Consider the following 21,471-nt stretch of genomic DNA (forward strand, 5'->3'; position numbering starts at 1 on the left):
GGGCGGCATTTCAACAGCTCGGGCGGGCTGTGTCCAGGCGTCGGGGCATCGGGGCTAGCGAAGATATGGGTAATCGCATGGCTTACCACGGACATCACCCGGCAGCTCGGAACCCCTTACCTCGGCGCGATGATCACCTACGGCTCGCCGGCCGGGATGCCGAACTGGGGCACCTCGGGCAACCTGACCGCCGAGCAGATCGACCTGATGGCGCGCTATCTGCAGCATGAGCCGCCGCAGCCCCCCGAATTCGGCGTCGCCGAGATGAAGGCGACCTGGCAGTTGCTCGTGCCGCCGGAACAGCGCCCCACCAAACAGATGAACAACCTCAATCTGAGCAATCTGTTCTCGGTCACGCTTCGCGACGCCGGCAAGATCGCCTTGATCGACGGCGATACCAAGGAGATCGTTTCCACCATCCCCACCGGTTATGCGGTCCACATCTCGCGCCTTTCGGCCTCCGGGCGCTATCTGTTCGTGATCGGGCGTGATGCCCGGGTCAACCTGATCGACCTCTGGATGGAAAACCCGGCCACCGTCGCCGAGATCAAGGTCGGGCTCGAGGCCCGCTCGGTGGAGACCTCCAAGCACAAGGGCTCGGAAGACAAGTTCGCGATCGCCGGGACCTACTGGCCGCCGCAGTTCGTCATCATGGACGGCGATACCCTCGAGCCGCTCAAGATCGTCTCGACCCGCGGCATGACGGTCGACACGCAGGAATACCACCCGGAGCCGCGCGTGGCCGCCATCGTGGCCTCGCATGCGCACCCCGAGTTCATCGTCAACGTCAAGGAAACCGGCAAAGTGCTGCTGGTGAACTACGAGGACCTCGCCAACCTCAAGATCACCGAGATTGGAGCCGCGCCCTTCCTGCACGACGGCGGCTGGGACGCCTCACGGCGTTACTTCATGACCGCCGCGAACAAATCAAACAAGGTCGTTGTCGTCGACTCGGAGGATCAGCGGCTTGCCGCCATCGTCGATATCGGCGCCATTCCGCATCCGGGGCGCGGTGCGAACTTCGTCGATCCCGAGTTCGGACCGGTGTGGGCAACCAGCCATCTCGGCGACGCCTCCGTCAGCCTAATCGGGACCGATCCGAAAGGACACCCGGACTCGGCCTGGAAGGTGGTGCGCACGCTGCAAGGCCAGGGCGGGGGTTCGCTGTTCATCAAGACCCATCCCAACTCGCGCCATCTCTATGTCGACACCGCGTTGAACTCGGTCGAAAAGCTGGCGCAGAGCATCGCGGTCTTCGACATCGACGACCTGAGCGCGCCTTACAAGGTGTTGCCGATCGCGGAATGGGCGGATCTCGGCGAAGGCCCGAAGCGGGTGGTGCAGCCCGAGTTCAATCAGGCCGGCGACGAGGTTTGGTTCTCGGTCTGGAACAACCAGGACCAGTCATCGGCATTGGTTGTGTTGGACGACAAGACGCTCAGCTTGAAGAAGGTCATCAACGATCCGCGGATCGTGACGCCGACCGGCAAGTTCAACGTTCACAACACCGTGCACGACGTCTACTGAGCCGGGTCGAACCGCGTTCGGAGGGATCCGAGGGTCGGGTGTTTTAGATCGGCTTCGGGCCGACCAACGTGCCCTTGCCGCGACGCGGTTCGAGCCTCTAATTCTTATCCTCGTCGGCGCTGCGCCGACGTCGACGAGGCACGTCCCGGCTCGGAGCGAATCGCGCCCGGCCGAAGCGCGGAGCTCGGTCCGATGGAGGCAGGAGCATGGCTCGTTTACTGACCCTTGCGAAGACCCTCTTGCTGCTTGCTGTCTTCTCGGGCGGTTTGGCTGCCGATCCGAGCACGGTCGATGGCGTCGATCCGCCGACGCCAGAGCGGCAAGCACAGTTGCGGTATCTGCTGGTGCAGGACTGCGGCTCCTGTCACGGACTCAAGCTGTTGGGCGGGTTGGGTCCGCCGCTGTTGTCGGAAACGCTGGCGAACAAGCCGGTTGAATACCTGGCCTCCGTCATTCTGCATGGTCAGACGGGGACCGCCATGCCGCCATGGCATCCGCTGCTCTCGCCTGCGGATGCGGCCTGGCTGGCGCCGACACTCAAGGGAGATGTGCCATGATCGCCTTGTGGACAGGTCGGAAGCCGCCGATGCGCTGGCCCGCGATGCTCGCTGTACTGGTGCTTGTGCCGGTGCTGAGCTTGGCGCCGAGCCTGCCGGCGGGCGCCGCGGAGCGCGGTACCGGGGATCTGGGCGTGGTTATCGAACGTGCGGCCGGCTCGGTGCAGATCATCGAGACCAGCGGCAATCGTGCGATCGGCCGCGTCACCGATCTGGGCGATTTGTCGCATGCATCGGTCGTCTTCTCGCGCGACGGGCGCTACGCCTTCGTCTTCGGGCGCGACGGCGGACTCTCCAAGGTCGACCTCCTGACGGCCAGTCTGGTCGGACGTGTGGAGCAGGCCGGCAACAGTATCGGCGGGGCCATCTCGCAGGACGGCCGCCTGGTGGCCGTGGCCAACTACGAGCCGGGCGGCGTGCGCATCTTCGACGCCGCCACACTGGCGCCGGTCGCCGAGATCCCGGCGACCTACGGCGAGGAGAGCGCGCGCTCGAAGGTGATCGGCCTAGTCGACGCCCCCGGTCAGCGCTTCGTCTTCAGCCTTTGGGACGCCGGCGAGATCTGGATCGCCGACCTGAGCGATCCCTCCGAACCCGCGATTCAGCGGTTCACCGACATCGGCACCAACCCCTACGATGCCTTGCTGACCCCGGACGGGCGGTATTACATCGCCGGGCTGTTCGGCGAGGACGGGCTCGCCATGCTCGATCTTTGGCATCCGCAGGCCGGCGCGCGGCGCATCCTCGGCGGCTACGGCCGTGGCGAGGAAGCGCTCCCCGTCTACAAGATGCCGCATCTGGAAGGTTGGGCCGTCGCCGGTCGCCGGGCCTTCATCCCTGCGGTCGGTCACCACGCGGTGCTCGTCGTGGATCTGGAGACCTGGCAGCAGGTCGGGCAGATCCCGGTCGCCGGTCAGCCGGTGTTCGTCATGGCCCGGCCGGACGGGCGACAGGTGTGGGTCAACTTCGCGCTGCCGCACAACCATATCGTCCAGGTCATCGACACCGAGACGGATGCCGTCGTGCAGTCCCTCGAGCCCGGTCCCGGCGTGCTGCACATGGAGTTCGAGCCGCGCGGAGAAGAGGTCTGGGTCTCGGTGCGCGATCGCGACCAGGTGCAGGTCTACGACACCGCGACCCTTGCCCCCGTGGCCACCATCCCGGCGGACAAGCCGAGCGGGATCTTTCTGAGCGCCCGCGCGCACCGGATCGGACTATGAGCAGGCAGCCGAACGGCCCGTCGCACGCGCCCTTGCCTCCGCAGGCGTCGGATTCGATGCGCCCGCCCGTGCTCGACGCGCTCGACCGGCGGCTGCTCGATGATTTCCAGCAGGGCTTCCCGCTCACGCCGCGGCCTTATCGCGAGATCGCCGAGCAGCTCGGGATCAGCGAGGCCGAGGTGATCGCACGGCTCGAGTCTCTGAGCCGGGCCGGCATCGTCAGCCGGGTCGGGCCGGTGGTGCGCCCGGGTCGCGCGGGCGTGAGCACCCTGGCCGCGATGCGTGTCGCCCCCGAGCGTCTGGAGGCGGTCGCCGCCGTGGTCAGCGGTTATCCCGAGGTCAATCACAACTACGAGCGCGAGCACGTGTTCAATCTCTGGTTCGTGCTGACCGCGCCGGACGCGGATCGACTGCGCGCCGTGCTCGAGGAGATCGCGTCGCGCACCGGGATTCCGGTCATGGATCTGCCGATGCTCGAGGAATACCACATCGACCTTGGGTTCAGACTGCAATGGACATGAATCGCCCGGACAGCCTTCCAAGCCCTTTGAGCCGTCGCTCGGAGATCGATCGGGATCTCCTCGCCGTCATCCAGCAGGGGCTGCCGCTCTGCCCCCGGCCCTATGCCATGGTGGCCGAGACGCTTGGGCTCGACGAGTCCGAGGTGATCGCGCGGATCGGGCGGCTGCTTGCCGAGGACACCATCAAGCGTCTCGGCGTGGTGGTGCGACACCGCGCGCTCGGCTACGGGTCGAACGCCATGGTGGTCTGGGCACTGCCGGAGGCGCGTGTCGCCGAGGTCGGGCGCTGTCTGGGGCGCTTCCCCTGCGTGACGCTTAGCTATCGCCGCCCTGCGCGCCCTCCGGAGTGGCCCTACACATTGTTTACGATGATCCACGGCCGCGACCGTGCGACCGTGCTCGCGCAGGTCGACGAGATCAAACAGCAATGCGGACTCGCCGAGATCGACTCGGCGGTCCTGTTCAGCCTGCGCTGTTTCAAGCAGCGCGGCGCATCTTACGGCGAGCGGCCGTCGGCGACACGGGCTCCGGCCCGGCGTCCGGCGGCCCGCGCCCGGATGGAGGTACCGGCATGAGCGGACTCGACCCGCTGCAGCGCGCCTTCATCAACCGGTTTCAGGGTGGTTTCCCGTTGGTCGAGCGTCCTTTCCACGGCGTCGCGGCCGAGCTCGGCACGAACGAGACCACCCTGATCCAGAGTATCCGGCGACTGTGCGACGAGGGTTGGTTGAGCCGATTCGGTCCTCTGTTCGATGCCGAGCGGCTCGGCGGCTGTTTCACGCTGGCCGCGCTGGCGGTGCCCGAGGCCGATTTCGCGCGCGTCGCCGAGCAGGTCAACGCCCTCGAGGAGGTCGCGCACAACTACCGGCGCGAGCATCCGCTCAACATGTGGTTCGTGCTCGCCACCGAGGGGGCGGCGGCGCGGGATGACGCCATCCGGACCATCGAGCGCGAGACCGGCTTGCCGGTGCACGACTTCCCGAAGCTCGAGTCCTTCCATCTGGGGTTCAACCTGCATCTCGATGCCGAGGGTGCGGTCGGGATCCGACGGGTCGAGCCGCGACCATTCGCCCCGGCGCGGCCGCCGGACAGGCTCGATCGCGCCATTGTCGCCGCCACCCAGGCCGGCCTGCCCTTGGTCCCCGAGCCCTATGCGGCCATCGCCGAGGAGATCGGCGCCGATCAGCCGACCCTGCTCGTACGGCTCGCGGAGCTGCTCGCGAGCGGCGCCGTCCGGCGCATCGGCGCAGTGCCCAACCACTATAAGCTCGGCCTGCGCGGCAACGGCATGACCGTTTGGGATGTCCCGGACCATCGCGTCGAGCAGGTCGGACACCGGCTCGGCGCGCGCGAGGAGGTGACCCATTGTTACCGGCGTCCCCGGCATCCGCCGCTCTGGCCCTATAACCTCTTTGCGATGGTGCATGGCCGGGGGCGCGAGGAGGTCGAGGCCCGGGTGTCCCGCCTCGTCGATGAGATCGGCGCGGACAGCCGCGCCCACGCCACGCTCTTCAGCACCGCCGTGCTCAAGAAGACCGGTCTGCGTTGGGCAGGCTAGGCCGACCCGTCAACCCCAAGTGATCGACCGGATCCCGAGACCATGTTTCGTCTGAGCCGCTATCTTCACGCACTGCGCCCGGATCAGGACGCCGAGACTCGGCCCGCGCCGCCGCCGGCATCGGCCGGCCAAACCGGCCCGGTCGTTATCTGGAATCTGGTCAGACGCTGCAACCTGACCTGTCGCCATTGTTACGCCACCTCGGCCGACAAGGACTTTCCGGGCGAGCTCGACCGCGCCGAGATCGACCGCGTGATGGACGACCTGCACGCCTACGGCGTGCGCGTGCTCATCCTCTCGGGCGGGGAGCCGCTGCTGCATCCGGACATCTTCGCCATCGCCCGCCGCGCCAAGGCGCTTGGTTTCTACGTCGGTCTGTCGAGCAACGGCACGCTCATCGACGCGGCGCACCTCGCGCAGATCGCCGCGACCGGCTTTGACTATGTCGGGATCAGTCTCGACGGTCTGAGCGAGACCCACGACCGCATCCGCCGGCGGGAGGGGGCCTTCGCGGCCGCACTGCAGGGACTGCGCGACTGTCGCGCGGCCGGCTTGAAGGTGGGTCTGCGCTTCACCCTGACACGCGACAACGCCGCCGAGCTGCCTTCGCTGCTGCGTCTGATGGACGAGGAAGACATCGACAAATTTTATCTCTCGCACCTCAACTACGCGGGGCGCGGTTATCGCAACCGCGGGGACGACCCGCACCACCGGCTGACCCGCGAGGCGATGGATCTCTTGTTCGAGACCTGCTGGGCGGATGTGTGCGCCGGACGGCGGCGCGAGATCGTGACCGGCAACAATGATGCCGACGCGGTCTACCTGCTGCACTGGGCTGCCCGCCGGCTGCCCGAGGCGCTGCCGCGGCTGCGCGCCATGCTGCGTCGCTGGGGCGGCAATGCCTCGGGCGTGAATATCGCCAACATCGACAACGAAGGCCGGGTGCATCCGGACACCATGTGGTGGGACTACAGCCTCGGCAACGTCAAGGAGCGCAGCTTCGGCGCCATCTGGGACGATCGCTCGGACCCCTTGATGGACGGACTCAAGCAGCACCCGCGCCCGCTCAAAGGCCGCTGCGCCACCTGCAGCCATCTCGACATCTGCGCAGGCAACAGCCGCACGCGCGCCTGGCGTCTCACCGGCGATCCCTGGAGCGAGGACCCCGGCTGCTATCTGACCGACGCGGAGATCGCGGAGACCTTCGGCGAGGCCCCGGGCCTGCAACCCGCATGGACCGGCGTTCGAGACATCGCGAGGAACGCGGCATGACATCCCGATCCGTCACTGTGTCGAGGATCACTCGGCCTTTAATCCGGGTCTGGGTCCGGCTCGGCCTCGGCCTGGCTCTGGCGCTCTCATTGGCAGCGGCTCAGCCCGCACAAGCCGGCGACGCAGAGACGCCTGCGCCGTTACCCGCCTCCGAATCGCCTCAGCCTTCGACCCCGGACGCCGGAGGCATCTACGCAAGCGTCTGCGCCCAATGTCACGGCGCGGACCGACTTGGGGGCATGGGGCCGGCGCTCATCCCGGAAACGCTCGGCCGACTCACCCCGGAGGATGCGCGCGCGACCATCCTCGCGGGTCGGCCCGCGACCCAGATGCCGGGCTTCTCAGGTGTGCTGGATCCTGCGATGGCGGATGCGCTCGCCGGTCTGATCCTCACGCCGTTGGAGCAGACACCGACCTGGCCGCTCAAGCGCATCCTCGCCAGCCACCGACGCCTGCTCGATCCAGCCGACCTGCCGGCGGAGCCCGTTCACGGCGCCGATCCGCTGAACCTGTTCGTGGTCGTGGAGCTGGGCGATCATCACGCCACCATCCTCGACGGCGATCGGCTCGAGCCGATCCATCGGTTCCAGACACACCCGGCACTGCACGGCGGACCCAAGTTCACGCCGGATGGGCGCTTCGTCTACTTCGCCTCGCGCAACGGCTGGATCAGCAAGTTCGATCTCCACAGCCTGCAGTCGGTCGCCGAGATCCGGGCCGGCATCAACACCCGTAATCTGGCCCTCTCGGGCGATGGTCGCTATGTGGCGGTGGCCAACTATCTCCCCCACTCCTTGGTCATTTTGAGCGCCGATGATCTCACCCCGTTGAAAGTGATCCCGGTGGTCGACGACTCCGGCCGCGGCTCGCGCGTCAGCGCCGTCTATGCGGCCCCGCCGCGCAGCAGCTTTGTCGTCGCACTCAAGGACATCCCCGAGATCTGGGAGATCAAGCTGGCCGATGACCCGCTGCCGGTCTACAACGGGCCGATGCACGACTATCGGCTCGGCGAGGGCACCGCCCGCCAGACCGGCCGCTTCCCGGTGCAACGGACCCTGCTGGCCGACTATCTCGACGATTTCTTCTTCGATCCGAGTTATCGGCTGGTGCTCGGCGCCGCTCGCGATGCCGATCAAGGCCAGGTGGTGCATCTGGACGCACGCCGAAAGATCGCCGACCTCGACCTCGCCGGCATGCCCCATCTGGGTTCCGGCATTACCTGGGAGTATCAGGGCCGGCCGGTGCTGGCCACGCCGCACCTGAAGGAGTCGCGCGTCAGCGTCATCGACATGACCGACTGGCACACCATCGCGCGTATCGAGACGCTCGGCCCCGGATTCTTCATGCGTAGCCACGAGGCGTCGCCCTACGCCTGGGTGGACGTCTTCTTCGGTCCGCACCGGGATGCCCTGCATGTGATCGACAAGGGCACGCTCGAGATCGTCAAGACGCTACGCCCCTCGCCCGGCCTGACCGCCGCGCATGTGGAGTTCGATCGCTACGGGAAATACGCCCTGGTCAGTGTCTCGGAGCCGGCCCCGAACGGGGCACTTGTCATCTACGACGCGGCCACGTTGGAGGAGATCAAACGCCTGCCGATGAACAAGCCGTCGGGCAAATACAACGTCTACAACAAGATCAGCGGGTCGACGGGGACCAGTCACTGAGGCACGGCGTCGGAATTCAAGGTGGAGCTTCAGACGCGTCGTCGAGTCGATGCGTATCCGGATGCTCAGTCCGTGACGCAGACCTATCGGCTTTAAACCGCGTCCAGAGCGAGATGCTAACTTTCGAGTGAGCTCGGCGTTTGGTGCATCCACGGCCCTTATCGGGGACGCGGTTAAAAATAATATATTTTTTAATATCTTAAACCGCGCCGACTCCAGCGGTTGTTAAGTCTGCCGGGGCCGATCCCATCCCAAAACATCGCATACCGCGCCGGGCGCGGTTTAGCGGTGGTTGTTGAGTGCTCGCCCCGAGGACAGACGTCCACGTCGGCCCCGATAACCGCGTCCGGAGGCCGACTCAGGCCGCAACCCGATTTGATGTCGATCAAAGCCGATATCCGACAGCCCATCTAGGATGCAAGCCAAGCAAGGGCCGCCGACGCCCGCACCGACTTGGAGTCCTCGATGTCCGCAACGCTCACGGCAGCGCCGCCCGTCCGTTACCCGCCGGGTGATTTGGCGATTTGGATCTTCATCCTCGCCGAGCTGGCGGTCTTCGCCATCTTTTTCGCCTCCTATGCCTTCGCGCGCATGGGCGACGTGGCGATGTTCAATGAATACCAGGCCACGCTCGACAAGGGTGCGGCGCTGATCAACACACTCGCTCTGATCACCAGCAGCTATTTCGTGGTGCGCGCCATTGCCGCAATCCGCGAGGATCAACGCAAAACGAGCGTACGTTGGCTGCTCGCCGCACTGGCCATGGGCGCCCTGTTTCTGGTCGTCAAATCGGCGGAGTATGTCCACCATTTCGGCGAAGGCGTGCGGCTGAGCAGCAACACCTTCTATATGTTTTATCTCTCCTTGACCTTCTTCCATTTTCTGCATGTGGTGCTCGGTATGGTCATCCTGGCGGCGGTGGCGCTGAAGACGCACCAAGGTGCTTATTCCGCGAGCGAGCATACCGGCATGGAGACCGGCGGTGTTTATTGGCATATGGTCGATCTGGTGTGGCTGATCCTTTTCCCCTTGGTCTATGTGATGCGATGAACACCGCCATGAACACGCAAACCGCGATACGTCCCTGCACACGGGTCTATCTGCTGCTCGTCGTGCTGACGGTGGTGACCTTCGCCGTCGGCTATTTTGATCTGCTCTCGGGAAACCGTGCCCTGTTCTTGTCGCTGCTCGTGCTCGGCTTCGCCTTGATCAAGGGTCAGCTCATCGGCGATTTCTTCATGGGTCTGAAGGGTGTACGCGGACCCTGGCGCTTCGTGATTCTCCTGTGGCTGTTGATCCCGGGAACACTGATCACCATCGCCTTCACACTAGCCGGCTGAGCACAGATGACATCCAGACACGCCGTTCGTCCGATCTCGATTCCGAACACAGGCGCGATGGCCGGTCACGCGGCGCAGGCGTCCGCCGACACCCAGCGCGGGACCCAGCGCGAGTCGATCTTTTACAAGCCGCAAGGCCGCGAGGTCGCGCTCTTCGAATACGCCTTCCACAATCGCCTGCCGGTGATGATCAAGGGGCCGACGGGGTGCGGTAAGACCCGCTTCGTGCGCTATATGGCCGAGCGCTTGGAGCGCTCGCTCTACACCGTCGCCTGTCATGACGACCTGACCGCGGCGGACCTGGTGGGCCGCCATCTGATCGGCGCCGAGGGGACCTTCTGGAGCGATGGTCCGCTCACGCGTGCGGTGCGCGAGGGCGCCATCTGCTATCTCGACGAGGTGGTGGAGGCGCGCAAGGACACCACGGTGGTGCTGCATCCGCTGACCGACGATCGACGTATCCTGCCGTTGGAACGCACCGGCGAGACCCTGCAGGCGCCGCCCGGATTCATGCTGGTCGTCTCCTATAATCCCGGTTACCAGAACCTGCTCAAGGGGATGAAACCGAGCACCCGTCAGCGCTTCGTTGCCGTCACGCTCGGCTTTCCCGAGCCACGCCTGGAGGTCGCGATCCTGATCGGAGAGACCGGGATCGAGAGCGCATGGGCCGAGCTGTTGGTGCGGATTGCCGGCTCGCTGCGCGCACTCAAGGACCACGATCTGGAGGAAGGCGTCTCGACGCGATTGCTCGTCTATGCAGCGACCCTGATCCAGGCCGGCATGGACCCACGCGATGCCTGTCTCGCCGCGCTGGTCGAGCCCTTGACCGACGATGCCGAGACCATCGCGGCACTCGCGGAGGTGATCGATGCGACACTCGTTTAAACCGCGTCCAGAGCGAGATGCTCATTTTCGAGTGAGCTCGACGTTTCGTGCATCCACGGCCCTTAGCGGGGACGCGGTTTAAAATGATATTTTTTAATACATTAAACCGCGCCCGCTCCAACGGTAGTCAAGTCTGCCGAGGCCGATCCCATCCAAGAACATCGCATGCCGCGCTGTGCGCGGCTTAGGTTGAAGCCTCATGAAAAATACCCGGCCTGAAGGTCAGCGGATCGCCATCGCCGCCGAGTCGCTGTATCTCGCCAACCTGCTGATCCTGCCCGGGATCGCTTTCCTGTTGCTGCTGGTGCTCGCGTTTTGGGGGCGGGAGGGTCGCGCACCGCTGGCGGCTGCACATCTGGATCAAACCGTCCGCGCGAGTCTCTGGGCCGGATTGCTTCTGATCATCGTGATCTCCGCAGTCATGGCGATCGCCGGTGCCGGAGCCATGTACGTCTGGACGCTGGTGATCCTCTATTTCATCGTCTGTCACACCACGCTGGTCCTGCTCGGTGTCTTCGGCCTGACCAAGGCGTTGGCTGGATACTGCTGGCGCTATCCCCTGGTCGGACCGCCGCTTCCGGGCGGGTGTCCTCAGGCAAAACGCTATGTCTAGAACGCGGCTGCAACAGCGGCGTGCCTGGTTTCAGGTCGGTTTCTTTGCGCTCTTCCTGCTGGCGCCGCCGCTCGATCTCTTTCGGATCGATCTGACGCTCGGCCACGCGATCCTGTTCGGGCAGCACTGGACGCTCGGGATCGAGGACTTCCTCGCCGGTCGCAGCGGCATCGGCGATGCGACGCTCAACCTCTTCGTGCGCGGCTTTCTGCCCATCTTCGGCGGCGCCGCGCTCTTCTTGTTCATTGCCTGGCGCTACGGGCGTCTCTACTGCGGTTGGCTGTGCCCGCATTTCTCCGTCGTCGAGACGATCAACGCGCTGATGCGCCGCGCCTCCGGCAAACCCAGCATCTGGGAGCGACGCACCCTGCCGCCGCCGCTGCGCGGTCCGATTCCTGCGGAGACGAGCCCCAAAAAGGCCGGATCCGAACCTTACTGGAACCGCTGGTACTGGATCCCGACCCTGCTCGCCGTGGTCGGCTTCGCCTTCCTCTGGGCGCTGGCCCTGCTCACCTATCTCCTGCCGCCCTTCGAGATCTACCACAACCTGCTCAACGGCACCCTGACCCGCAACCAGAGCATCTTCCTGACGGCGGCCACCATCGCGTTCACGGTCGAGTTCCTGCTCGCGCGCCATTTCTTCTGCCGCTATGTCTGCGCGGTCGGTCTGTTCCAGAGCCTCGCCTGGATGGCCAACGATCGGGCGATGGTGGTCGGCTTCGACACCCGCCGCGCCGCCGCCTGCGCCGATTGCGACAACGCCTGCGACCATGCCTGTCCGATGCGTCTGAAGCCGCGCACGATCAAGCGCAAGATGTTCACCTGTACCGAGTGCGCCGAATGCATCTCGGCCTGCACACAGGTCCAGCACGGCGACCCGCAGCAGAGCCTGCTGCGCTGGGTCGAAGGTGCGGAGGCGTTGCCGGTCGTCACCGGACGCCCGGCCCCGACGTCCTCGGCTCCAAGCGAAGACGCCATGCTGCCCGGAACCTGTCGACAGGCGTAGGTCGGGTTAGGCGCGCGTGGCACGACAGTGGCCTTAGGCTCCATGGCTTGCCGCGCGCCGTAACCCGACGCCGCCGCCGGTCTGCCGAGACGCCGAATGTCGGGTTACGCTGCGCTAACCCGACCTACGATTCCGAATCGTTGTCGTTGTCGTTGTCGCGATCATGATCGAAGACGACAACGACAACGAAAGCAACAACTGCGGCAAAGGTCTTTTTTCGTCGAGTTGTTATACGTCAACGCAACGGTCGTCCGCCCATCGATGGAAGAACAAGTCGGAGCACTCTGGCATCGCGCCATCACCCGTCTCTCGGAGCGGCGCCACCCCCTCGCGGCGGTGACGCTCGAGGAGGTGGCCGTCCCCATCGGGATCTTCTTCCGTGCGCTGGGCGGCGACGGCGGACTCCAGGTCGAAGCGGCGGAGGCGAGCGCGCACGGCGCCCGTCGCGGGTTCCTGCAACGCCTCGCCGGGCTTGACGACAAGGTCGAGTTGGCCTGGCGCGACGAGCGCTCCTTGCGTCTGCCCGCCCGGATCGACCTCTTCCCGGAGCGGGCGCTCAATCGAGATCTCTACATCTGGCTCGCCGCGCTCGCGGCCCAGCAGACAGGCCCGACCCGAGATTGGCTCGTCGAGAGTCAGGACCAGGCTCGCCGAACGCTCTCGCGGTTTCCGGGCCTGCGCCCGCGCTACCGGCGGCTGCTCGATGCCCATCTCGACCTGCGCCCGGATCCGCGTGCCCTGCCGGCGGACGAGCGTGCGCGCGAAGAGGCCATCCGTCTTGCGCTGGAGGATCCCGGCAGTGTTGCGCGTCTCCCGACAGCGCGCCGTCCGCCGTATCCGGTCGTGCTCTGGCTGCATCCCGATCCCGAGCTCCCTGCGGGCGCCTGGTCCGATCCCTCCGGCGGCGAGTCGCAGGACATCGATCGCGATGCCGCCGTCGAGTCGCTCGGCGAGCGCCGTCGGCGACGTGCCGAGCGGGTCGCCATGCCGGAGAAGGACCAGGGGCTGATCACGATCCGAATGGAAAACATCCTGACCTGGGGCGAGCATGTCCAGGTCGACCGCGGGACCGACGAGGAGGACGATCTCGAGCGCGCCCGCACCGCCGCCGCCGATCTGGATCGCATCTCGGTCGCGCGTGACCGTCAGGCATCCGGCGCGCGTCTGAAATTCGATCTGGATCTGCCGGCCGAGTCCGAGGACGACCTGGTCCTCTCGGAGGGGCTCCTCTTGCCCGAGTGGGACTGGAGAAAGGGCACGCTTCGCCCGAATCAGTGTCGCGTGGTCCCGCTGATCGCCGCGGACGCCACACCCTGCGAGCTGCCCGAGCACCTGCGCCGCACGGCCCATCGGCTGCGTCACCAGTTCCAGGCCCTCGCCCCGGCGCGGGTGTGGCAGCGCGGTCAGTCCGATGGACAAGAGATCGATCTGGACGCCTATCTGCGTTTTGCCACCGATCGTCATGCCGGTGCCGGCACCCACGGCGACGGACTCTATCGCGACATGCGCAAAGGGGCGCGTGATCTGGTGTGTCTGCTGCTCTCGGATCTGTCGCTCTCGACCGATACCTGGGTCGACGACCGCGCACGCGTCATCGATGTCATCCGCGACAGTCTCTTTCTCTTCGCCGAGAGCCTGGCCACGACCGGCGATCGCTTCGGCATGCTCGGTTTCTCGTCGCGTCGTCGCGACCCAGTGCGAATCCACAGCCTGAAGGACTTCGACGAGCCGCACGGCGCCGCCGTGCGCGGGCGCATCGCCGCCATTAAGCCCGGCTATTACACCCGCATGGGCGCTGCCATTCGCTATTCGACTCGCCTGCTCGCCGCCCAACCGGGCGGCCGCCGTCTCCTGCTGATCCTCTCCGACGGCAAACCCAACGACCTCGACCGCTACGAAGGCCGCTACGGGATCGAAGACACCCGCCGCGCCGTCCAGGAAGCCCGTGCCCTCGGCCTGACCTGCTTCTGCGTCACCATCGACGAGCGCGGAAACGACTATCTCCCCCCACCTCTTCGGCACCGGCGGCTATGTCGTCATCCGCCGACCCACCGAGCTTCCTGCGCAGCTCCCGGTTCTGTATGCGCGGCTGACGGCTTAAACCGCGCCCAGCGCGGTATGCGATGTTCTTGGATGGGATCGGTCTCGGCAGACTTGGCGGCCGCTGGAGCTGGCGCGGTTTAAGATATTAAAAAATATAGAATTTTAAACCGCGTTCCCCGCTAAGGGCCGTGGATGCGCCAAACGTCGAACTCACTCGAAAGTTAGCATCTCGCTCCGGACTCAGTTTAGGAGGACAGATCGCCCCGGATCCGCATGACATCAGGCCCGAATGCGGTCTCGCGTCGGAATCGGTGTTTGTGGCGATGCAATGGTTGCACTACTATCACCTCATGCCAGTGATCGAACGCTTTGCTCAGTGTCGGGTGCGCATCAACGCCAATGATCATCCGCCGCCGCATTTCCACGTTGTGATGAACGATGGCCGCGAGGCTTTGGTGACGATCGCAGACATCAAGATAGTCCACGGCAAGGTGGTCGCCCGCGAGATCGCCAACGTATTGGCCTGGGCCGAAGCGAATCGGAACATGCTGGCTGACACCTTCGAGGAGTTGCAGCGATGAGCAAAGATCACTTCGTGTTAACGGCTGTGGAACCGCTGCCGAGCTATCGCTTACGCCTGACCTATGCCGATGGAAAGACGTTCGAGGTCGACCTGAGCGAGCGCATCCAGACGAGTGCCTTCCTCGCGCCCATCAAGGATGAAGAGCTATTCGTCCTTGCGACGCCTGGCTTTGCCGGCCGCTCGGTGGACTGGATCGAGGACGAGCTCGACCTGGGATCGGATAATCTGAGGCATCTTGCGGTGGAGCAGGCCGGCGGTATCGGTCATGAGCGTATCTGGTCCTGGCTGCACGACAACGGACTGACTCTCGAGGAGGGGGCCGAGGCGCTGGGGATCTCGCGGCGGATGTTGATCTACTACCGTGACGGCGAAAAACCCATCCCCCGCTCGATTTGGCTGGCCTGCCTGGGATGGGAAGCGGTGCGACCGCAAAATAGGAGTCTGCCGATGCATGTCGGCGATTCGATTTGACCGCTTGGCACGGGACATTCAATCCAATTTGATCAAAGAGTTATACTCAGGCCAGAGAATCAAAAAACCGGCAAAGAGGATTGATCCCATGTCGAGTGTTCTCTATCCCGCCGATGTCGTCGATTATCCGGACTCCGACGGGCAACCCATGGCCGAAAGCGATTTTCAACGCGAGCCGCTGATCTACGCGGTCGAGTCGCTGCGGATTTATTTCCGCGACCGCGCGGATGTCTATGTGTCGGGAAATATGTTCGTCTACTACGAGCAGGGCAACCCCAAGGCCGTCGTGGCGCCCGACGTCTTCGTGGTGATGGGTGCGCCGTCGCACGATCGCGCCTCCTACAAGCTGTGGCAGGAACCCAAAGCACCCGACTTCGTGCTCGAGATCACGTCCAAAAGCACTTATTCGGAGGATCAGGGCGCCAAACGCGGCGTCTACGCCTTGCTCGGCGTGAAGGAATACTGGCAGTACGACCCGACCGGGGACTATCTGGAACCGCGCTTGCAGGGTTTGCAGCTTATCGAGCGCAATTATTGGCCGCTGCCCGTCCAGGAGCGATCGGGTACCGATCTGCTGATGCACAGCGCCGTGCTCGGCCTGGATCTGCGGTTGGACGAGGGACAACTGCGCTTCCATGACCCCGCCACCGGCGAGCCGCTGCGCAGCCATGCGGAATCGGAGCTCGCTCGGCAGGCGGCCGAGCAGGCAAGACAGGACGCCGAGGCGCGTGCCGAGGAGGAGTCCAGACAGCGCCGGGCGTTGGAGGCGCGACTCGCCGAGTTGGAGCAGCGTGTGCGAGGATAGGTCTCAGTTCAGAAAAACCTAGCCATTCCGGTTCATTCTCCCTCTCTCCCCAACCCCTCTCCCGCGAGGGGAGAGGGGCTAAGGTGGATCACGTGTTGTTGAACGGTTGCTAGGCTTCGCCCGCGTTATCGCGCGCGCAGATGCCGCATCCCCATCACTGCACGCGCGCGGTCGGTGTCTCGTCCAGGAGCATCTCGATCCGTTCGGCGATCTCGGCGGCCGGTGTCGAGTAACCGAACTTACGGATATAGCTGCCGTCGGGGCCGAGGAGATACATGCCGGCGCTGTGGTCGACGTGGTAGCGATCGGCCGGTGCGCCTGGCTCGGTGACCTTCTCGTAACGGGCGTTGAAGTTCTGGGCGGCGCGCGCGATGAGCGACGCCGAGCCGGTGAGGCCGATGATGCGCGGGTGGAAGTAGGCGGTATAGGTCGCCAGCACCTCCGGGGTATCGAGCTGCGGATCGACCGTGATGAAGATCGGCTGGACGCGTGATGCGCGATCGCCCAACTGCTTCAGGATCGCCGTGGCCTCGACCAGCGTGGTCGGGCAGATGTCGGGGCAGTAGGTGTAGCCGAAGGCGAGGAGCTGGAATTGGCCCGGGAAGTCTGCATTGGTGACGGCTCGTCCGTTGGCGTCCATCAGGAGATAGCGCCCGCTCGGCGGGGTCTCCTCGTCATCGGGGATCGCGGCGGCGCCGACCGATCCCGTCGCCAAGCCTGCGGCCAGGAGGAGTGCGGGAATCGGGACTTTCATGAGCCGGTCTCGTCGGTCGACAAGGACGGTTCCGGCCCGGACGGTTCAGGGTTCGTTTGGTCGGGGAACACCGCCTTCAGCGCTGCCGCCGATTCCGCCAGTCGCGCCCTCAGGTCGGCCTCGGTCGGGCAGGACGCGCTGTCTTTGGTCGTCGCGAGGAAGGCGGCGTTTGTCGCCGTTTCGAAGAGGGTTCCGTAGCGACGGGTCTTGGGCGCGTAGCCGATCATCAGCGCCTTCGCCTCGCTGGACGCATCGAACTGCCGACAGGCCAGTGCTTGGCCGTTGAGCGTTCCCAACGTCCGGACCTCGGCGAAACCGATCTCGGTCGACTCGGCCGAATGGGTCGGATCGGCTAAGGCGAGCCCCGTCGACACCAGCAACAGAGCGGTCAGAATCGGTAATCTCATGCGGGGCCTCCAATGCTTTGGCGGTGTCGGTGTCTGCGCGGATGCGCTCGGGTCGCCGACGATCTCTCTGTTCTGATCATCCGGATCTAAACCGCGCCCGGAGCGGTATGCGATGTTTGTGGATGGGATCGGCGCCGGCAGACTTGACGACCGCTGGAGTTGGCGCGGTTTAAGCCAAGCTCGTTTTTCAGCATAGATCAAGGGCATTCCAATCCCTTGACGGAGATCAAGTCCGGCAGACCCGCGCGGCCTCGCGATCGTGAAGCGCTTGAATGCGCTCCAGTGCCTCGGCCCCCAGGACGCGTTGGGCCGTCTCAAACAACTCCTTCTCCTCGAACCGGATGTGATCCGCCAGCGCCTCGGCGAATGGGGCGAGGTTTTCCGGACCGCCCGCATCGATCATGGCGCGCATCCTCAGATGCTCGGTCAAGGTGCGCTCCACCAGCAAGCCTTCCCCGGCCGCCTGCAGCGCCGGCAACAGTCCGCGCTCTTCGAGCTTGAAATGAGGCTCGAGCTCATCGGCGAAGCGTTGCCGCAGGTCGGCCCAAGCGGCCGCCCGAGCATCGGGTGCTTTCCCCGCCAGCTCACGGGCTCGCCGGGCAATGACCAGGCCGCTGTGATGCTCGCTCGACAGGCGTCGCAAGGGTTCGATGCGTTGCATGGATCGCCTCTTCGTGTCTGGTTTCGGTGATTCCGGTACCCCTGTTTCGGATGTCGGGGTTTCGGACGTCGTGGTTTCGAGCAAAGGAGTTAAATCGAGCACTTTGATCGCCTGGACTGCGAGCTCCCAACGGCCCTCGCCGCACAAACCGCTGATGCCGGCTTGCTCATAGGCCGCCGACGCGGCCTGCAGGCAGGCCGATCTGATTCGCTCCGCAAGCTCGCCTCGATCGGTCACGGCCGCTTGATTTCGGGAGACAGGCCGGGCGCATGGAGCTGCTCCAGCGGGTGTCCGAACCCGGCGATCGGCTCCGGCGTGCATTCCGTAGACGTGCCGCCGTCGGTAGGCGATCGATCCGCGACGACGGCGTGCAGGGTCGACAGCGCGGCATCGAGCACGGGCGACTCGCTCTCCAAGGGATAGACCACATACGCCGGCAACAGAAACCGCGGGCTTTCGGGTGCGACGTGCAGACAGCCCGCGCGCACGTAAGATGCGGCGATACGTTCGGGGACGAAGCAGGTTCCGCCGTTGGATAAGATCAGCTGCAGACCGAGCCAGCCGATGTTCGCCATCTGCGCAGGCCGCTCGAGATTCGGGTAGACCTTGCTGTGCTGGGCATAGAAGGTCGGCCCCCAGTTCACGTAGACATAGCCGTCGTCGAGCTCCGTTCGCTGCGGATCGCTGGTCACCAGGACCAGTGTCTCGTCGAACAAGTGCTCGACCTGAAGGCCGGCGCTGTGCTGCGGCGTGTACATCAAGGCGAGGTCCAGCGTGCCTTCGACGATGCGCCGCATCAGGTCGTCTTCGAAACCGATCTCGCTGCTGATCGAGACATCCGGTGCCTGCTCGCGCATCCGTCCGGCCCAGAGCGGCAGGAATCCGTCCCAAAGGGCAATACGCGCGCCGATCGTGATGCTGGCGCGAAAGCGGCTCGGCAGGCCCACGTCGTGGCGAGCCTGCTCAAGCGTCAACACCAGCGTCTTCGCATGTCGAAGAAAGCGCCGACCCGCGGGGGTGAGCGTCGCGCCCGAGCGGTTGCGCACGAACAACCGAGCGTTTAAATAATGCTCGAGACCCTGAATGCGCGCGCTGACGGTGGATTGAGTCACGTGCACGCGGTTGGCCGCCTCTTGGAAGCTCCCGTGCGCGGCGACCGCCAAGAAGGTTCTGACCTGGTCAATGTCCATAAACCGCGTTCCGCATGGTATGCGCTCGTGTCATCTTGTTCCGCCTTTGTATCAATCCATCCGGGCCGGAGCAAACGCGGCTTAGGTCCTTTGGTATCGAGAAAACCGATATCTACCGCCAAAAGGATTCGTTTGTGTCGGATTCAAGTAGAGGCTAATTTGGTGATATAGACAAAATATCGATGAAGCCGGAGACGAGACGATGATTGACGTAAGGGTGTCCATGAAGGTGACGAACGAGCCGCTGAAACGCACGCCCGTGGTCCTCAAGCTGGACGCGGACGGCTCCGAGACGGCGCCCGTCTTCACCGACCGCGCGGGCGTTGCGCACTTCGACCTGCCGCCGACCAGCGGCAAGGTGCTGGTGTCCGGTGTGGAGCGTTTCGACGGCCGCCTCGACGGCGAGATCCCGATCGAGCTGTGGTCGATCACCCAATCCGAGCATGACTCGAAGGGCCTGCCGGGCGAGTTTCCCTCCGGCAGCAACGCCTACCCGAGCATGACTACGCGCAGCATCCAGGTCGGTGACCGCGCGATCTTCACCGACAGCGAAGGCTACCTCGTGGATCCGTCGGATTGGTCGGAGGAGTTTGCCCGCGCCTTGGCTGCGGACGACGGGCTGGAGCTGAACGCCGAGCACTGGGAGATCATCCGCTTCCTGAGAACGAGTTATGTCAAGCGCGGCACCCAGGCGACGGTGCGCGACATGATCGCCCACTTCCGCAAGGTCTGGGGGGACGAGAAGGGGAGCAACCGCTACCTGCATCGCCTCTTTCCGCGCGGCGGTCCGCAGAAGCAAGGCAACCGCCTTGCCGGCCTGCTGCGCACCAAGGGCGAGCATTGAGCGGCGGGTAAGGACCGATTCGAGATCACCATGACTGGGTAGTTGGGTAAAGCGCAGCGTGCCCAACGGTTCCCTGTGATGCCGGCGCGGGTTGGGCATGCTGCGCTTTGCCCAACCTACGGCTGATGGCGGTCATACCCAGGGCCGCGTTACTGCCGATGGCGCCAGCTGAAGCAGGGCGGCGAACCGCCGATAGGTGCGCGCGACGCCGACCAGCAACACGAGCAACACCGACGAGGACAGCGCGAGCGCGATGCCCGCCGGGCGGGCCAGCACCGGAATCCACGGGCTGCCTGCAAGCAGCGCCAAGGCCAAAAGGTGCAAGCCGAACTGAATCCGAGCCCACCGCGTCGACAGCAGGCTACCCATATGCGGGATGCGCAAGTCGAATCGTCCGCTCGCGAGTTGACGATGCTGTAGGTGAAACCAGGTCAAAAACGGCAGGATCTTAAAAAGCATACCGGCCGGTAGTCCGACGCCTACCCCCACCAGCAGGAGCACGCCGATCAGGGTCGGCGGTGCTGCGAAGGCCCAAGCAAGCGCAGCGCCGCAGAGGCTCAGCATCGCTGCCCACCAGTGCAGCAATGTCGGGTCGAGTCTCGGTCGCTCGCGACGGCTGATCAAGCGCAAGGTGATGAAGGCAAAGCCGACGAAACCGAGTGCGATCGTGCCGAAGACGGCCTGCCCGACGAGACCGGCACCCATGATCCAGGCAAGGCTCGCCGCGCCGATCCCGATCAGGACGGCCGGTGCAAACCAGCGCCGCATCGGCGCCGGGTAGGCCGGGGTGACGTAGAACATGGGCAGAACCTGAATCGCCACGCCGACCACCAGCAGCCCGACCCAGCCCATCAACCCCCAAGCGGCATGCGTATCGACCCAACGGGTGTGCTCCGAGACTCGGATCCACCCCTGGAGAACGGCGACCAGCAACAGCCCCAAGGCGACCGTGACCGCGAGGGCCAGGGCGGCCGTGCGCAGCGCCAGCAAGGTCCCCGGTGCGCCGCGCGCACGTACCAGGGCGATGGCGACCGGGACGACGAAGACCAGAAATCCCATCGCCGCGGCGCCGGCGCCGATCCAGATCAGTGTCGGTTCGCCTCCCGCCAGCCCCCAAGCCAGTCCGGCCGCACCGATCGCAAGCAAGAGATGTGTCGCCGTGCCGACCAGGCGCACCGCAGGCACCGGCGCGCCGGCGACGACGGGCAACATCTGAAGGAGCGCGCCGCACATGATCAGACCGAGATAGCCGATGGCGATCAGGTGGGTTGCGGCGAGTGCGCCGGGCATCCAACGCGAGACCAAGAGGTTGGGTCCCTGCCAGGCCAAGAGCAGCCCGGCGGCGATCGCAAACAGCGGCGCGGTCAGGAAGAAGCGCGCGGGGATGTCGATCGGCGGGGCCTGGTCGAGAGAAAGTCCGCCGGTGCCCATCATTTTTTTGAACCGCGTTTGGAGTGCGTGAGGTTGTTTTGTCGTTTGGGTTCAGCGTTGCGGACAACCGGGCGATCGGCGCGACGCGGTTCAAAAAAATGAATCAATTGATCTTT

Annotated in this window: 23 protein-coding genes; 18 read left to right on the forward strand and 5 right to left on the reverse strand. The window is 65.0% G+C overall.

Annotated features, from left to right (window positions below; all coding sequences use genetic code 11):
• The 17 genes from VLR48_RS03055 to VLR48_RS03135 form a co-directional block, all read left to right on the forward strand.
• A partial coding sequence (locus VLR48_RS03055) for a cytochrome D1 domain-containing protein (RefSeq protein WP_325290368.1) occupies nucleotides 1–1,527 on the forward strand: 1,527 nt, incomplete at its 5' end.
• A gap of 206 nt (nucleotides 1,528–1,733) precedes the next feature.
• On the forward strand, nucleotides 1,734–2,084 hold the full coding sequence (locus VLR48_RS03060) for a cytochrome c (protein ID WP_325290369.1): 351 nt from the start codon (nucleotides 1,734–1,736) through the stop codon (nucleotides 2,082–2,084).
• 29 nt (nucleotides 2,085–2,113) lie between these two features.
• The gene (locus VLR48_RS03065; protein ID WP_325290370.1) at nucleotides 2,114–3,304 is read left to right on the forward strand and encodes a cytochrome D1 domain-containing protein; all 1,191 of its coding nucleotides are present in this window, start codon (nucleotides 2,114–2,116) and stop codon (nucleotides 3,302–3,304) included.
• On the forward strand, nucleotides 3,301–3,825 hold the full coding sequence (locus VLR48_RS03070; protein WP_325290371.1) for an AsnC family transcriptional regulator: 525 nt from the start codon (nucleotides 3,301–3,303) through the stop codon (nucleotides 3,823–3,825). Before VLR48_RS03065 ends, VLR48_RS03070 begins: the two co-directional genes overlap by 4 nt.
• Before the next feature lie 26 nt (nucleotides 3,826–3,851).
• Nucleotides 3,852–4,400 carry an AsnC family transcriptional regulator gene (locus VLR48_RS03075; RefSeq protein ID WP_325290372.1) on the forward strand — a complete coding sequence of 183 codons (549 nt, stop codon included), beginning with the start codon at nucleotides 3,852–3,854 and terminating at the stop codon, nucleotides 4,398–4,400.
• Nucleotides 4,397–5,383, forward strand: a complete 987-nt coding sequence (locus tag VLR48_RS03080) for a hypothetical protein (protein WP_325290373.1) — start codon at nucleotides 4,397–4,399, stop codon at nucleotides 5,381–5,383. The genes VLR48_RS03075 and VLR48_RS03080 overlap by 4 nt, the downstream gene beginning before the upstream one ends.
• 42 nt (nucleotides 5,384–5,425) lie before the next feature.
• Nucleotides 5,426–6,655, forward strand: a complete 1,230-nt coding sequence (gene nirJ, locus VLR48_RS03085; RefSeq protein WP_325290374.1) for a heme d1 biosynthesis radical SAM protein NirJ — start codon at nucleotides 5,426–5,428, stop codon at nucleotides 6,653–6,655.
• Between the two features lie 17 nt (nucleotides 6,656–6,672).
• Complete coding sequence (locus VLR48_RS03090) at nucleotides 6,673–8,322, forward strand: cytochrome D1 domain-containing protein (RefSeq protein ID WP_414718572.1); 1,650 nt, start codon at nucleotides 6,673–6,675, stop codon at nucleotides 8,320–8,322.
• A gap of 465 nt (nucleotides 8,323–8,787) precedes the next feature.
• Nucleotides 8,788–9,372 (forward strand): cytochrome c oxidase subunit 3 family protein, encoded by a 585-nt coding sequence (locus VLR48_RS03095; RefSeq protein WP_325290376.1) that lies wholly within the window; start codon nucleotides 8,788–8,790, stop codon nucleotides 9,370–9,372.
• A gap of 8 nt (nucleotides 9,373–9,380) precedes the next feature.
• Nucleotides 9,381–9,662: a cytochrome C oxidase subunit IV family protein gene (locus tag VLR48_RS03100; RefSeq protein WP_325290377.1), complete on the forward strand. Its 282-nt coding sequence runs from the start codon at nucleotides 9,381–9,383 to the stop codon at nucleotides 9,660–9,662.
• 6 nt (nucleotides 9,663–9,668) lie between these two features.
• Nucleotides 9,669–10,547: a CbbQ/NirQ/NorQ/GpvN family protein gene (locus VLR48_RS03105; protein ID WP_325290378.1), complete on the forward strand. Its 879-nt coding sequence runs from the start codon at nucleotides 9,669–9,671 to the stop codon at nucleotides 10,545–10,547.
• A 199-nt stretch (nucleotides 10,548–10,746) separates the two neighbouring features.
• Complete coding sequence (locus tag VLR48_RS03110) at nucleotides 10,747–11,160, forward strand: hypothetical protein (protein WP_325290379.1); 414 nt, start codon at nucleotides 10,747–10,749, stop codon at nucleotides 11,158–11,160.
• Nucleotides 11,153–12,166 carry a 4Fe-4S binding protein gene (locus VLR48_RS03115; protein WP_325290380.1) on the forward strand — a complete coding sequence of 338 codons (1,014 nt, stop codon included), beginning with the start codon at nucleotides 11,153–11,155 and terminating at the stop codon, nucleotides 12,164–12,166. The genes VLR48_RS03110 and VLR48_RS03115 overlap by 8 nt, the downstream gene beginning before the upstream one ends.
• A 261-nt stretch (nucleotides 12,167–12,427) precedes the next feature.
• Nucleotides 12,428–14,350 carry a nitric oxide reductase activation protein NorD gene (locus tag VLR48_RS03120; RefSeq protein ID WP_325290381.1) on the forward strand — a complete coding sequence of 641 codons (1,923 nt, stop codon included), beginning with the start codon at nucleotides 12,428–12,430 and terminating at the stop codon, nucleotides 14,348–14,350.
• A 47-nt stretch (nucleotides 14,351–14,397) separates the two neighbouring features.
• Nucleotides 14,398–14,790: a DUF4160 domain-containing protein gene (locus VLR48_RS03125; protein WP_325290382.1), complete on the forward strand. Its 393-nt coding sequence runs from the start codon at nucleotides 14,398–14,400 to the stop codon at nucleotides 14,788–14,790.
• Nucleotides 14,787–15,263: a hypothetical protein gene (locus VLR48_RS03130; RefSeq protein ID WP_325290383.1), complete on the forward strand. Its 477-nt coding sequence runs from the start codon at nucleotides 14,787–14,789 to the stop codon at nucleotides 15,261–15,263. The genes VLR48_RS03125 and VLR48_RS03130 overlap by 4 nt, the downstream gene beginning before the upstream one ends.
• 88 nt (nucleotides 15,264–15,351) lie before the next feature.
• The gene (locus tag VLR48_RS03135) at nucleotides 15,352–16,068 is read left to right on the forward strand and encodes a Uma2 family endonuclease (protein ID WP_325290384.1); all 717 of its coding nucleotides are present in this window, start codon (nucleotides 15,352–15,354) and stop codon (nucleotides 16,066–16,068) included.
• A gap of 154 nt (nucleotides 16,069–16,222) precedes the next feature.
• Here VLR48_RS03135 and VLR48_RS03140 read toward each other — a convergent pair whose 3' ends face one another.
• The 4 genes from VLR48_RS03140 to VLR48_RS03155 all read right to left on the reverse strand — a co-directional run bounded on the left by VLR48_RS03140 (nucleotide 16,223) and on the right by VLR48_RS03155 (nucleotide 19,080).
• Nucleotides 16,223–16,822 carry an SCO family protein gene (locus VLR48_RS03140; protein ID WP_325290385.1) on the reverse strand — a complete coding sequence of 200 codons (600 nt, stop codon included), beginning with the start codon at nucleotides 16,820–16,822 and terminating at the stop codon, nucleotides 16,223–16,225.
• Complete coding sequence (locus VLR48_RS03145; RefSeq protein WP_325290386.1) at nucleotides 16,819–17,229, reverse strand: hypothetical protein; 411 nt, start codon at nucleotides 17,227–17,229, stop codon at nucleotides 16,819–16,821. Before VLR48_RS03145 ends, VLR48_RS03140 begins: the two co-directional genes overlap by 4 nt.
• A 226-nt stretch (nucleotides 17,230–17,455) precedes the next feature.
• Entirely contained in the window at nucleotides 17,456–17,890 is a 435-nt protein-coding gene (locus VLR48_RS03150) for a hemerythrin domain-containing protein (RefSeq protein WP_325290387.1), read from the reverse strand.
• Between the two features lie 233 nt (nucleotides 17,891–18,123).
• The gene (locus VLR48_RS03155; RefSeq protein WP_325290388.1) at nucleotides 18,124–19,080 is read right to left on the reverse strand and encodes a LysR family transcriptional regulator; all 957 of its coding nucleotides are present in this window, start codon (nucleotides 19,078–19,080) and stop codon (nucleotides 18,124–18,126) included.
• Between the two features lie 202 nt (nucleotides 19,081–19,282).
• On the opposite strand from VLR48_RS03155, the gene VLR48_RS03160 reads away from it, so the two are divergent.
• Nucleotides 19,283–19,924, forward strand: coding sequence for a TusE/DsrC/DsvC family sulfur relay protein (locus VLR48_RS03160; RefSeq protein ID WP_325290389.1), 642 nt, complete (start codon nucleotides 19,283–19,285; stop codon nucleotides 19,922–19,924).
• 132 nt (nucleotides 19,925–20,056) lie between these two features.
• On the opposite strand, the gene VLR48_RS03165 is transcribed toward VLR48_RS03160, so the two are convergent.
• Nucleotides 20,057–21,358 carry a hypothetical protein gene (locus VLR48_RS03165; RefSeq protein WP_325290390.1) on the reverse strand — a complete coding sequence of 434 codons (1,302 nt, stop codon included), beginning with the start codon at nucleotides 21,356–21,358 and terminating at the stop codon, nucleotides 20,057–20,059.
• Nucleotides 21,359–21,471 lie beyond the last annotated feature (113 nt).

It is taken from the genome of Thiocapsa sp., assembly GCF_035467215.1.
Classification (GTDB): domain Bacteria; phylum Pseudomonadota; class Gammaproteobacteria; order Chromatiales; family Chromatiaceae; genus Thiocapsa.

Excerpts from the sequence above, each read along its gene's own strand:
- VLR48_RS03135 (WP_325290384.1), top strand. The coding sequence starts at position 15,352 with ATGTCGAGTGTTCTCTATCCCGCCGATGTCGTCGATTATCCGGACTCC.
- nirJ (WP_325290374.1), top strand. The coding sequence starts at position 5,426 with ATGTTTCGTCTGAGCCGCTATCTTCACGCACTGCGCCCGGATCAGGAC.
- VLR48_RS03105 (WP_325290378.1), top strand. The coding sequence starts at position 9,669 with ATGACATCCAGACACGCCGTTCGTCCGATCTCGATTCCGAACACAGGC.
- VLR48_RS03130 (WP_325290383.1), top strand. The coding sequence starts at position 14,787 with ATGAGCAAAGATCACTTCGTGTTAACGGCTGTGGAACCGCTGCCGAGC.
- VLR48_RS03095 (WP_325290376.1), top strand. The coding sequence starts at position 8,788 with ATGTCCGCAACGCTCACGGCAGCGCCGCCCGTCCGTTACCCGCCGGGT.
- VLR48_RS03100 (WP_325290377.1), top strand. The coding sequence starts at position 9,381 with ATGAACACGCAAACCGCGATACGTCCCTGCACACGGGTCTATCTGCTG.
- VLR48_RS03145 (WP_325290386.1), bottom strand. The coding sequence starts at position 17,229 with ATGAGATTACCGATTCTGACCGCTCTGTTGCTGGTGTCGACGGGGCTC.
- VLR48_RS03155 (WP_325290388.1), bottom strand. The coding sequence starts at position 19,080 with ATGGACATTGACCAGGTCAGAACCTTCTTGGCGGTCGCCGCGCACGGG.
- VLR48_RS03115 (WP_325290380.1), top strand. The coding sequence starts at position 11,153 with ATGTCTAGAACGCGGCTGCAACAGCGGCGTGCCTGGTTTCAGGTCGGT.
- VLR48_RS03060 (WP_325290369.1), top strand. The coding sequence starts at position 1,734 with ATGGCTCGTTTACTGACCCTTGCGAAGACCCTCTTGCTGCTTGCTGTC.
- VLR48_RS03080 (WP_325290373.1), top strand. The coding sequence starts at position 4,397 with ATGAGCGGACTCGACCCGCTGCAGCGCGCCTTCATCAACCGGTTTCAG.
- VLR48_RS03070 (WP_325290371.1), top strand. The coding sequence starts at position 3,301 with ATGAGCAGGCAGCCGAACGGCCCGTCGCACGCGCCCTTGCCTCCGCAG.
- VLR48_RS03140 (WP_325290385.1), bottom strand. The coding sequence starts at position 16,822 with ATGAAAGTCCCGATTCCCGCACTCCTCCTGGCCGCAGGCTTGGCGACG.
- VLR48_RS03065 (WP_325290370.1), top strand. The coding sequence starts at position 2,114 with ATGCGCTGGCCCGCGATGCTCGCTGTACTGGTGCTTGTGCCGGTGCTG.
- VLR48_RS03120 (WP_325290381.1), top strand. The coding sequence starts at position 12,428 with ATGGAAGAACAAGTCGGAGCACTCTGGCATCGCGCCATCACCCGTCTC.
- VLR48_RS03165 (WP_325290390.1), bottom strand. The coding sequence starts at position 21,358 with ATGATGGGCACCGGCGGACTTTCTCTCGACCAGGCCCCGCCGATCGAC.
- VLR48_RS03150 (WP_325290387.1), bottom strand. The coding sequence starts at position 17,890 with ATGCAACGCATCGAACCCTTGCGACGCCTGTCGAGCGAGCATCACAGC.
- VLR48_RS03160 (WP_325290389.1), top strand. The coding sequence starts at position 19,283 with ATGATTGACGTAAGGGTGTCCATGAAGGTGACGAACGAGCCGCTGAAA.
- VLR48_RS03110 (WP_325290379.1), top strand. The coding sequence starts at position 10,747 with ATGAAAAATACCCGGCCTGAAGGTCAGCGGATCGCCATCGCCGCCGAG.